We start from the raw sequence: 11,780 nt of genomic DNA, 5'->3' as shown, positions 1-11,780 counted from the left end.
TCCCCCCTGCTCTTTTTATATGTCAAAAATTATCCTTTGGCATCCGTCATATTGCTTAATCAACACCCGCTAGGCTATTACCTTTGAAACCATAGGCGCTTTGTGCAAACTTAACTCCGTTTCTTATGGCTTCCGATAACGCTTCTGCTGCCATAATTCCTACGTCCAGGACGGAGCTATTCTCCCCTCCCGTTGAGGCACAAAAGACCACATCTCCATCGAAAGGTGTATGAACAGGTGATATAGCTCTTGCCATACCATCGTGAGCCATAATGGAAACACGCTTGCAATCCGCCTTGGAAAGTTTGGCATTAGTTACAATCACCGACAAGGTAGTGTTCTGCCCCCAAAGTAGAGAACTTTTATCTTCCTCCCCGAAGTTGTCACATGGAACCAAGTATCCAGCTTCGTTCAGCGCACCAGCCAAAAGGGCCCCATTTGGGTCAACAACTCCACCGAAGGAGTTAACCACAGCCAAAGCATACACCTTAATTTTTCCTTTTCTAGTTACATGCCATCCCACACCAGATTTCATGGCTCTATGGAGACCTAAGTACTTTCCCACGGTAGCCCCAGTTCCTGCACCCCAATTTCCCATGGGAAGTTTGAATGGATCTTGCGCGTTCCTACAGGCTTCAATCCCCATTTCCCGATCTGGCCAAGACAACTTTTCTCCCACGCTGAAATCGAAAATACAAGAAGCTAAAACTATAGGAACCAAACCAAAACCTGTATCGAAACCCATGTTGTTTTCAAGGCACCATGACATTACTCCGTCAGCTGCGGCTAACCCAAAGGCGCTACCACCAGCAAGCAAAATAGCATCAATCTTGTCCACCAAACAACTAGGATCCAAAAGATCCGTCTCTCTGGTAGCAGGGGCTCCGCCCCTTACATCACAGGAGGCAACAGCTCCCTCAGGGAAAATTACAACGGTGCAACCCGTGGCTTTGCTCAAGTCCTGCGCGTGCCCAACGCGAAAATTCACAAAATCTCCCCCTCTCTGGTAAGTTTCTCTTCTTGAACGGTGTCTCTGCTCCATTGTCCGTGGTAGACTATTATTAGACTACTAGGACTCTAGGAGGAACAGATGACCAAAAACAAAAGGCCTTTAGTAACCATTATGGGGCTGATATTTCTTTTATCCGCCTTTTTTCTAGTCTTTTCCCATTACCGCGAAAAGATAATGCAAAAAGACGAAACTATACTAATCTTAACGGAAAAGTGTAAAAAATTTGAACAGATCATAGGAAACTTAGAATTAAAACTTCCGGACCAACCAGATTGGGCTAGATATGAAATGTTAGGCCTTGCAGATCCAGAAACTAATTTGAAAAAGGACCTCATGAAAAGAAAAGACTTAATACCCTGGAAAGGCGTCATGGGGGGTAACATGGCCATATACAACGAAGATCTAATTTGGTTCATGGCCCCAAATTGGTGCCTTGCATACTTTGAAGATGGCCATATAGGAGGATATATGCTTTTGAAATTTAAAGTTCAGAATGGAAAAATTTCTTGGAATTTGATTGACGCCAAATTGATTGATTGAGATGCACCTAAAAGGGAGCTAATGTCCTGCCAGACACATCCAGGCATCTACTACATCCTCATCGTAAAGAACGCCCTTACCATTGTACAGCTCTTCTAAAACAGCATCCTTTCCCAACGCGGGCCTATATGGCCTGTGAGTTTCCATGGCATCCACCACATCGGCAACAGCAATTATACGGGCTGCAAGGAGTATATCGCTCTTCTTCAGTCCTCTTGGGTAACCACTTCCATTAATCCTCTCATGGTGCTGATACACGATTTCGGCTATGGGCCATGGGGTCTCAAGCTTTGATAATATCCTTTTTCCTGCCTCTGGATGCCTTTTTACTAGTTCTCTCTCCAAAGAAGTCAATTTGCCAGGTTTTGCCAAAATCTCCGATGGTATTTCTACTTTTCCTATATCATGCACCATGGCTGCCACATATATTGGATAGATCTCTTCTTCTGACAGACCCAATTTCCTTCCTATCTCTCTGGAAATAACAGCAACATTTTGTTGGTGCCCTGCGGTATATGGGTCTCTGGCCTCAACCACCGACGAGACAAGGCTTATGGTTTGTTCCCAATACCTCTTCATGGTTCTCATTTCAGTCTCTGCATAGGCAACTTTTTCTTTTAAGACCTGTTCGGCCTCTTTGCGCTTGGTTATATCCTGATAGATAGCGAAAACTCCAACTACCTCGCCGTCCATCAGAACAGGAAACCCTATAAAGGATGCGTAAAAGAGACTTCCATCCTTCCTTCGACGCACATCCTCAAAAACCACTACTTCCTTTTCTGAATGCAGCTTTCTTGTGTATTCCTCACCAGAAAGTCTTTTGTCGTCTGGGAGTACCAAGTCATCCACAAGCTTACCGTTCATCTCTCCGTAGCTATAGCCAAAGATCTCATGAGCCATTCTATTGGCCCTGACGATTACCCCTCCTGGAAGGGTCTGCATAATACCCAGCGGAGCGTTATCGAAAAGATACTGAAGCAAAAGGTCCTTTTTCTTAAGCTCTTTCGCTAAATCCAAGTGACTTAAGCCACCATCTTTTTCTTCAAATGCAAAACTTTTCTGGTCTTCATCGTCCAGATGCATCTTTGCTCTCCTTTTTGTTGTTTAAATCTGGAAAGTTTAAATTCATCACCTATGATACTCCTTACCAGGTAAAAAATAAAGGAGGCCACACTCGTAGACCCCCCTTTGCTTTCCAGGCTCTTTTGTGTTTCAGTTTTAATTTTCTCCTAACCCTATTTCCTTCTCGATAGGCTTAAGGGCTTCTATCACTTCACCTATGAGCTCCTCCAGGGGCCTTCCTAGGATTTCGGCTCCCTTGGCAATTACCTCTCTATCAACTCCTCTGGCAAAGGCCTTGTCCTTCCATTTCTTCTTAACTGACTTGACCGTTAAATCCTGTAGAGACTTCCCTGGTCTAACCAGGGCAACAGCCGTAATGAATCCCGTCAGCTCGTCCACTGCATAAAGGTATTTTTCCATTAAGCTTTGAGGCTCCACGTCGGAGCATATTCCCCAACCATGAGACAAAACAGCCCTCACCACCTCAGGAGGGAACCCTTTTTCCTCCAAAATAGAGGCCCCTACATGAGTGTGTTTCTCAGGAGTTTCTTGGGTCAACTCCCAATCTATGTCATGCAACAGCCCAGTTATACCCCATAAATCCCCATCTTCACCTTCTTTTTCCGCAAAATATCTCATGGCCGCCTCTACAGCCAAGGCATGCTTGATATGGCTTTGCTCCTTATTATATTGTTCCAATAGCGCCAGTGCCTCATCACGACTCATCATAAAACTCTCCTCCTTATCCATTGTTAATAATATTCCCATCATATGAAAGCAAAAGCGTCTAGGACCTCAGCACTTATAGGTTCTGCTATCAGCTTTCTAAGGCCCGTGTTCTGCTTTACCAAGTCATCTACCTTTTTCTTCAGTGTCGGGGCAGCATTAAGTTGAAATGACAACCTCTTGGCTTCATTTACTCGCCCAAGAGCGATCATCGAAACAGCCATGGCATACAAGGTCACTGGGTGAAGGAGTACAGTATGGCTCCTTTTGAAGTGTTCCAAGGCCGTTTCCCATCTTTTCATATGGGCCGCGGCAATGCCCGCCAAGTATTCCAGCTCTTCTTTCAATTTGCCGTCTTGAAGCTCCCACAAAACAGGGCCATGTTGAGCCTGTTGGGCCTTCTGGGCACATCTATAAAGACCTTCCCATTCTCCTATTCCTGCCAAGCCGACGCACAAAAGGCCTAAACCATCCATGCCTAATTCGCTCGAATCGAAACTTTTGAGGGAAGGGGCAACAGACTTGTCTCCTGATACAACTCTTGCCATTAAAGAGGCAAGTCTCAACCATGGAGGAGCACCTTCGTTAACCACTACGCTCCTCGCTTCATATAGATCCTTAACCGCAACAAGTGTCCTTATCTTCCAATAAAGATAAGGAGAACTAAGCTCTTCCGGCAAAGGTCCAATTCCCCTCAATACGGCCTCCGCCTTCGACCACATCCTGGCCTCTATAAGAGCCCTGGCATACCAAAATTGGCCTTCAGGAGATAATTCCGATATCTCTACTTGCTCTAGATACCTCATGGCCTCAGAGAAATTACCCTTGACCGCTTTCATCTGCCCTAAACGATCGGCACAAAACGTTTTTTCTTCCTGGGACAACTCCTGTCGCCAAGCTTTCTCATATAGCCTTTCTGCTTCTTCCTTGTTACCCTTTTGTTCTTCCGCCTTCGCCAGATCCAAGGCTAGAGCACCTGCACCAACTTGTTCATACACCACATCATGGAGGACTTCCTCGGCTTTTTCTTTTTGACCCGCAGCAAAATAAAGTTCCGCAAGAAGCTTCCAGTCTTCTATGTTCCTTGGCTCCAATTCGAGGGCAACCTCCAAAGAAACTATGGCCTTCATAATTTCTCCCTTATGCTTGTAGTAATGGGCCAATCCCCTGTGGGGTCTGGGATCATCAGGCATGTTGGAGAGAGCGGTCCTCAAAGCTTCTTCAATTACATCTGGCACAGATCCGCGCGACGTACTCAATAATAGTGCTTCGGCAAAAGAAATTAAGGCTTCATCTGGATTGTTAAAGTCCTTGAGTACAGCCCTTTCCAAAGCTTGTCTTACCTGCTCATCTTTCAGATCCTTGTAGGGCAAACTTCTCAAAGACTCTGGCGGCAAAATGCCCTCTCGCTTTTTAATTAGCGCAAGCCCCTCACGAAAAGCTTTGAAAGATTCTCCCCATTGGCCTTCTAAAAAGTAAGCAAAAGATAGGGCCAAATAAAACTCTGGGTATTCTCTTGTCTTTTCTGAAGAATCCTTCAAGAGCCCTATAGCTTCTTTCCTCTTTCCTTCCCATAAGGCCGAAATACCCTTATGAAACTCATGCTGCGGAGTTAGGTTTTCGCCGTCTAGATATTCCAGGGCTTCCTTATGTTGCCCCATCTTCGAAAGAGCCGTACCCAAGAGAGCCCTAGCAGGAGGAGATAGTTCCTTTGCCACCGGTTCCAATGTGGCAACCACATCAGACCACAGCCCTGCATCCTCATAACGTTGAGCCAATTTAAACCTAAGCTCCTTGTTTAAGGGATCTGCATACATCTCTTTTTTTGCTAGCTCTATATTCTCCACCAAGAAAGATGTTTCTCCATAAGGATCATCCAGGTCCAAAATGGTTATAGTTTTGAGATCCCAGGAGGTTACTTTTCGTTTGTTGCGTAACCTCGACGACATCTTGGTCTTAGCGTGATCGATCAGGTTGCGTATCTCCCGGGCATTGGAGAAATCTTTTTCCTTAACGCGTTTTTTCATCATGTTCATAATGGCCAAAGACGCTTGTTCCGAGATCTCAAGGTTCTCCCTGGAGGCCATAAAGTTAGCTATCTCCACTAATTCCAAGGGGGTATAATTCTCAAACTCCAAATGGAAGGGAAACCTGCTTTTTAACCCTGTGAAAGAATCGAAAAGCCTATCCATTTCATGGGTGTAACCTGCAAATATAACCACAAGACAATCGCGGTAATCCTCCATGGCCTTTAAAAGAACCTCTAATGCTCTCCAGCCAGGATCAGATGTGTCTCCCCCTCCCGATAATGCGTATGCTTCATCCACAAACAGCACTCCATCCAAAGCGGAGCGAACCGTTCTCAGGACCTTTACCTCGGTCTCTCCCGGCGTGGGCCCCACTAATTTGGCCCTATCCACTTCTACCACATCTCCAGAGCGCAACAAACCATACTTGCGGAATATTTGTCCAATAAGGCGAGCGACGGTAGTCTTTCCTGTACCTGGGCTACCTTTAAACACGAAGTGAAAGGACTGCAAACTCAACTCTCCGAGATCTTTCTGTTTTCTGTGCTTATTGAGCCAAAGCATAGACTCTATCTTGCGAAGCTCTCTTTTTATCGATTGCAGCCCCACAAGCTGTTCAAGGTCCTCTATACCTCCTCTTCTGTCCCCACCTTTTTTTAATTCTATAGGCATCCCAGGAGTTCCCCCTTTCCAAAACTTCACCTTTCCAAGATAAGTCTTTCTACTTTTATGCCCGCTTCCGAGAGCAATTTTCTAGACAGGGCATCGGGGTAACTTTCTTTGTATATAATTTTTTTTATGCCTGCATTTATTATCGCTTTTGTGCAAAAAGAACAGGGCTCATGGGTACAATATATCACAGCCCCTTCAGTCGACGATCCCACCGACGCAGCCTGAACAATTGCATTTATCTCTGCGTGAGATCCTCTGCATATCTCGTGTCTTTCCCCCGCAGGTACACCCAGCTCTTCCCTCAAGCAGCCAGTTTCAAAACAGTGAGGGATACCTTTTGGTGCACCATTATAGCCAGTGCTTATTATCTGCTTGTTTTTCACTATTACCGCACCCACCTGTCTTCTTATGCAAGTACTTCTCGTGGCCACGACTTCCGCTATAGACATGAAATATACATCCCAATCGGGTCTATTCATATGAACCAAACCCTCCAGATATTACTTCAAAATATGTTCCAAAAGGATCTTAACTCCAACGCCTATGAGAACAACCCCACCTAGCAAGGTAGCCTTAGAACTTAAACTTTTGCCTAACCTCTTCCCGAAGATCATCGCAACAGTAGAGAAAATAAACGTCACTACACCTATCACAGCTACCGTATTGCCTATAGGAATATCTTCTATGCCAATAAAGCTTATCCCTGCAGCAAAAGCATCGATACTTGTACCTATCGAAAGCACAAGTACCGTGGTGGTACTCAGCCGATCTGTCTTTTGGGGTAAGGTTCCATCTCCATGGAAGCCCGAATAGATCATGTGCAGACCTATAGCGAATAACAGGAAAAAAGCAACCCAATGGTCCCAAGCTTTTATTATGTTCACGAACCTATCTGCCAAAAGCCACCCTGCAAGGGGCATACCAGCCTGAAATAGTCCAAAGCTTGCTGCCAACTTTAACATGTCAGAAGACCTTAATCTTATGGATGCCAGAGCATAACCGAGGGAAACGGCAAAGGCGTCCATGGACAGGCCAAAAGCCAAAGCTAAAGTTACTCCGAGATTCATCGCAATAACTCCTCTATATTTCTCTTGGGGAAAGGAACCTCAGGTGCCGGACCTAATATTTCCCTAGTCTCCTCCAGCTCGAAATTGTATAAGGCATCTGAGATGGCTAAATGAATTACATTATCTGTTTCAAAGGGGATACCAAAACGTCTATATCCAAACTTTTCGGCGAAAAAGCCTCTGCTGCTCTTCTCGTTCCCAGCCTTTCTCATTAACTCCTCAAGGGCCTCAAGGCACCCAAATTCATTGAATATTATCTTGTCGCTTACCATCACAATGGTCTTTAGCTCATCAACAAGCATGTTGCGGTCCCAAATACCACAAAGAGCCAATCCTGCCGTTATACCTGGAAACACACTAGTAAAAAAACCAATCAACTTTTCCATGGCCTTGGAGTAACCAAAAACCATGGAAAACCATCCAACGTGCCTAAGTTTTCTTTCCGGATCAAATATATTCTGCCTGAACAAGGCTCCAGCCTGCCCAGTGGTTAGGCCATCCACACATAAAAGCTCGCTATCCAAGGCCAAAGCCATCGTGGCTATCCGCCCCAACTGTTCGCTGTACATGGAATTGATCGATATAGGAGAAAAATCCAGTCTATAAGGAACCCAAGAATCTATTTCCAAGTCCACATTTCTATCCCAGTAAGGCAAAATCCCCATTATATGCGTATCCCCCCAACCATCTAGTTCGAGAAACCTGCTTAACTGTTTAGGCTATTGGGTTATTATAGCCTAATGTCCCTTTTTCATTCTATTTCCACAACAGATTTCAAGAAACTCTTTTTTATTTAAATCTGGCCTTATTCCAAAGCGCGTCAGCACAAAATCATATTTCAGCGGATCAAGAGGATTTATCCTTCTGAAAAACTCCGTCACGTCCAAAGCCGCTTTGAAATCGGCGCTTTTCCTGTCTGTAGCCCCCAAGGCTCTAGCAATAGAAAAGATATGGGTATCTAAAGGGTATATTAGCTCACTCGGCTTCAAAGCGCTCCATCCTCCTGGATCTATGGAATCTTTACGAATCATCCACTTTAAAAACAAGTACAATCTCTTACATGCGGAGGGCTTTCTCGGATCCGGCAGAACTGAGCTCGGCATGCCGTGGCGAAGCAGGCTTTCAAATAATCCAGTTATCGCTTCTTTGGCTTTCAGGTGTCCTTCATTTACATAACATTCAGCGCACATTTCCAACGAACCATATTCGAGAAGCACACCCCTTATGCCATAAAAGAGACCTGCAACGCTCTTGCCATCTGTAAAACGGTGCTTGAAATCCTTGAAAACTTTCTGGAGCTCTTTCAAGGAATGGGAAAGGACAAAACCCTTAGGGCTAGCTCCCATTACCTCAAGCACTTGAGATGCTTTTTTTACAATCTGGGATGCCCTTCCGTAGGCAAGGGCCGCGGCCAAAAGGGCGGCAACCTCCCTATCCCCTGTTTCCTGATAACAATAAAGAAGCTCCACTGGGTCAGGGTGGACAAATTCACGTCTGTTGTAGCGTAGGTATAAGTCCTCGAACAATGCCCTTAATTCAGCATGCTGGGGAATCTCACCAAACGAAAACATCTCAATATTTTTAAATTTATCGGACCTTACCTGTATCCAGCCCAAAGGTTGGAGCGTGCTTGGGTGACTTGCCTTTCTTTATTTCGTGGTAATAGGAATAAGTCATAGGTTTACCTTCCTTCAAAACCTTCGCGTATTTCACCTCACCCAAAAAGAGCACATGGGTAAAGACTTCTTTTACATCGATCACCTCAGCCTCTATGACAGCCAATGAATAATCAGGTGAATACGGAACCTCCCTTGATGTAAACTCACAGGCACAGGAGCTGAACTTTTCTATATCCCTACCCGACTTGAATCCGAAGTTTCCTATGAAAGTCATTGGAGTATCTTCCTCTAGTACAGAAATAGTAAAAAGTCTACTATCCTTTATGCACTGGGTCGTCAAATTATCTTTGTGCAAACAGCATGCCAATACCATCGGGTCAGATGTGACCTGCATAACAGCATTTGCCACTTGGCCGTTTAACTTGTCTCCCATTCGCGAGGATACTACGTATAACCCATAAGAGATCAAAAAAAGCGCCCTCTTATCTATCCCATCTCCACTCATTCCTTTACCTCCTCTGCAGGTAGTAGTATTTAATTTCCCATGCTATTGAGGTTATTGTATCACCTATTGGAGTCCACTAAAAAGCCCAGAGGGATATTCCCTCTGGGCTAAACATCCTGACTTTAGCCAACTATCTAGTTTAATTCTGTTTCTTTCTGCTAACTAAACCTCTTTCTTCCTGAGTCCCGGGAACTAAGGTGTCCCAAAAGGCTGCACTTATACCGGCAACAGCCATTGGGGTCTTGAGTATGGCCCACAAGACCTGTCCTGGGATACCATAAGCGAAAAAGGCCTCCTGCTGTCCCTCCACCCAACCTGGTAGCCCAAGGGCCATTAAAAATGCAAAACCGACTATAAGGACGTTTCGTTGACTTCCCATATCAGCCCTCATCAGAACCTGTATTCCCAAAGCTCCTATTATTCCAAAGAGGGCAATATATGCTCCACCGATAACTGGGCTAGGGATTGTGGCTATCAGGGCGCCCAATTTCCCGATCATGCTCATGATTATCAAGAGCACTGCACCAGTCCTTACGACCCATCTCGACGCCACACCAGTCAAACCTATAAGCCCTATGTTTTCAGTGTAGGAGGTGGTTCCTACTGCGCCAAAGATACCAGCTAAGGCACAGTTTAATCCCTCAGCTCCTATACCTCTGCTTATAGTATCCGAGTCGGGATCATCCAGGCCGGCCGCATAGGAACAGGAGTGGTAATCTCCAATAGACTCAATCATGACCGCAAAAAAGCCAGCTATTATCGCCCCGAAAGCCAAGAAACTGAACTTGGGAACGCCCCATGGCATTATCAACTTAAACCTAAACCACGGAGCCAGCACTACCTCTTTCAAGTCTACGAAGGCAGGATGGCCTGGCTGGAAGAATCCACTGAAGCTTCCAAGGAGGCAAACCAAGTAGGCTATGACTATCGAGGACAGTACGGCAAAAATATTGATGAACTTGTTCTTGCTGATAAGACTGAAAAAGAACACACAGAAGACCACTAAAAGGGATACAGGCCAGTAGTTGGCTGCGTTGTACTGTATGGCTACAGGAGCAAGGGAAAATCCTATAGCCATTATGGTCGGTCCTATGACAACTGGCGTTATTATCTTTCTTATTACCCCCACGAGACGACTATAACCAATAATTGATAACATAAGCCCCCCAGCCACCAAGGCGCCGCCAATGTACTGCATAACCACATTGGGCCCCATAGCTTTGTATGCACCAATTATGGTCATGATAGGAGGAATAAAGCTGAAACTAGACCCCTGCACTATAGGTAATCCAGATCCAATCTTGGGATGAGTCTGTATCAACGTAGCCACGCCCATGGCAAAATAAACACAAGATATGAAGAAGCCGATTTGCGCCGGTGTCATGCCCATTGCGGGACCAAAAATAAGAGGAACTAGCGTCGTCGCTCCAAAAAGAGTCAATACATGCTGAAAGCCGGCCAACACCATTATGGGAAAAGGCGGCTTGTCGTCCACTCCATACACTATCCTTCTTCCTGGCATATCTGCCAACACCTCCTTAATGTTTATGCCCAATAAGAGCCACCATATTTTAGCATGTTGTGTAACCGGTTGCATAGCTTTTTCTTGTATAATTTTTCCGTTGCCTAGTTTTTTATGTTCACCAAAGGAGGTGGTTCATTTGGAGGGGTGTTTCGAAAAGATCCCTAACTGCAACTTAGCTCAAATATGTGCCGATGAAATCAAGAAGGCAAACAACATAGTCCTGCTAAGCGGCGCGGGCATGTCAACCAACGCTGGGATACCAGACTTTAGAGGCCCTAACGGCATATATAGAAGGCAACTAGGTGTAAACCCCGAAAGAATATTCGATATAGACTATTTTCTTGAGGACCCTAGTTTCTTTTACAAGTTCCACCGCGAATTTCTCCAAACCCTAAAGAACATAAAGCCAACATATGCTCACAAATTCTTTGCTGCTCTGGAAAAAAATGGAAAGTTGAAAGGAATAATAACGCAAAATATCGATTCATTGCACCAAATGGCAGGAAGCAAGAACGTCATGGAAATCCACGGAGGCATATGGAAAAGCTTCTGCATTGACTGCAACAAAACCTGGGATTACGAGGAAAGCATAAAGTTGGTCTTTTCCCAGGAAGTTCCCAGGTGCGACCGGTGCGGCGGAATCATAAAACCCGATATCGTCTTCTTCGGTGAAATGGTGAAACACCTTGAAGAAAGCCAAAAGCTTGTAAAAGAATGCGACCTGCTCTTTGTAGTAGGGTCTTCGCTAGTGGTTACTCCCGCTGCCCTACTTCCAAGACTTGCTAGGGGTAAGATAATAATCGTAAACAAAGGAGAAACCAATAAATCATATCTTCCCAGCAACATACCTACGCTACACGTAGAACAAGACATAGATGAGTTCTTCAAGGCGGTAAACTACCACATAGGACTGGATTTTGAGTAGTTTTATTATTGGTTATTTATTGAGAAGTAGTTATGGGGTTTTATGAGGAGTAGAAAGAGATAGAGGTTTCTGGCGGCGACCTACTCTCCCACGATTACCC

General features: G+C 45.0%; 12 protein-coding genes. 2 read left to right on the top strand and 10 right to left on the bottom strand.

Features of this window, described 5'->3' with window-relative positions:
* Positions 1–55: 55 nt before the first annotated feature.
* The gene (locus V7Z69_RS06785) at positions 56–988 is read right to left on the bottom strand and encodes a P1 family peptidase (protein ID WP_334139310.1); all 933 of its coding nucleotides are present in this window, start codon (positions 986–988) and stop codon (positions 56–58) included.
* Between the two features lie 102 nt (positions 989–1,090).
* Here V7Z69_RS06785 and V7Z69_RS06780 point away from each other — a divergent pair, with 102 nt between their 5' ends.
* Positions 1,091–1,552 carry a hypothetical protein gene (locus tag V7Z69_RS06780; RefSeq protein ID WP_334139309.1) on the top strand — a complete coding sequence of 154 codons (462 nt, stop codon included), beginning with the start codon at positions 1,091–1,093 and terminating at the stop codon, positions 1,550–1,552.
* An 18-nt stretch (positions 1,553–1,570) separates the two neighbouring features.
* Here V7Z69_RS06780 and V7Z69_RS06775 read toward each other — a convergent pair whose 3' ends face one another.
* From V7Z69_RS06775 to V7Z69_RS06735, 9 genes are all read right to left on the bottom strand, one after another.
* On the bottom strand, positions 1,571–2,635 hold the full coding sequence (locus V7Z69_RS06775) for an HD-GYP domain-containing protein (protein ID WP_334139308.1): 1,065 nt from the start codon (positions 2,633–2,635) through the stop codon (positions 1,571–1,573).
* 135 nt (positions 2,636–2,770) lie between these two features.
* Complete coding sequence (locus V7Z69_RS06770; RefSeq protein ID WP_014162949.1) at positions 2,771–3,343, bottom strand: HDIG domain-containing metalloprotein; 573 nt, start codon at positions 3,341–3,343, stop codon at positions 2,771–2,773.
* Between the two features lie 38 nt (positions 3,344–3,381).
* Positions 3,382–6,039: a tetratricopeptide repeat protein gene (locus V7Z69_RS06765; protein ID WP_334139307.1), complete on the bottom strand. Its 2,658-nt coding sequence runs from the start codon at positions 6,037–6,039 to the stop codon at positions 3,382–3,384.
* Between the two features lie 26 nt (positions 6,040–6,065).
* A complete protein-coding gene (locus V7Z69_RS06760) occupies positions 6,066–6,518 on the bottom strand; it encodes a deoxycytidylate deaminase (RefSeq protein WP_014162947.1) in 453 nt (150 codons plus the stop codon).
* A 21-nt stretch (positions 6,519–6,539) separates the two neighbouring features.
* Complete coding sequence (locus V7Z69_RS06755; protein ID WP_014162946.1) at positions 6,540–7,106, bottom strand: manganese efflux pump MntP; 567 nt, start codon at positions 7,104–7,106, stop codon at positions 6,540–6,542.
* A complete protein-coding gene (locus V7Z69_RS06750; RefSeq protein ID WP_014162945.1) occupies positions 7,103–7,771 on the bottom strand; it encodes a hypothetical protein in 669 nt (222 codons plus the stop codon). Before V7Z69_RS06750 ends, V7Z69_RS06755 begins: the two co-directional genes overlap by 4 nt.
* Positions 7,772–7,843: 72 nt before the next feature.
* A complete protein-coding gene (locus V7Z69_RS06745; RefSeq protein WP_014162944.1) occupies positions 7,844–8,677 on the bottom strand; it encodes a TIGR02757 family protein in 834 nt (277 codons plus the stop codon).
* A 16-nt stretch (positions 8,678–8,693) separates the two neighbouring features.
* The gene (locus V7Z69_RS06740) at positions 8,694–9,230 is read right to left on the bottom strand and encodes a flavin reductase family protein (RefSeq protein WP_334139306.1); all 537 of its coding nucleotides are present in this window, start codon (positions 9,228–9,230) and stop codon (positions 8,694–8,696) included.
* A gap of 139 nt (positions 9,231–9,369) precedes the next feature.
* The gene (locus V7Z69_RS06735) at positions 9,370–10,752 is read right to left on the bottom strand and encodes a uracil-xanthine permease family protein (RefSeq protein WP_041445985.1); all 1,383 of its coding nucleotides are present in this window, start codon (positions 10,750–10,752) and stop codon (positions 9,370–9,372) included.
* 139 nt (positions 10,753–10,891) lie between these two features.
* Here V7Z69_RS06735 and V7Z69_RS06730 point away from each other — a divergent pair, with 139 nt between their 5' ends.
* Complete coding sequence (locus tag V7Z69_RS06730; RefSeq protein WP_334139305.1) at positions 10,892–11,680, top strand: SIR2 family NAD-dependent protein deacylase; 789 nt, start codon at positions 10,892–10,894, stop codon at positions 11,678–11,680.
* Positions 11,681–11,780 lie beyond the last annotated feature (100 nt).

Source organism: Thermovirga lienii, from assembly GCF_036847465.1.
GTDB lineage: Bacteria > Synergistota > Synergistia > Synergistales > Thermovirgaceae > Thermovirga > Thermovirga lienii.
The sequence above is the reverse complement of the archived record's forward strand: the minus strand, read 5'-3'. Positions and strand labels throughout refer to the sequence as shown.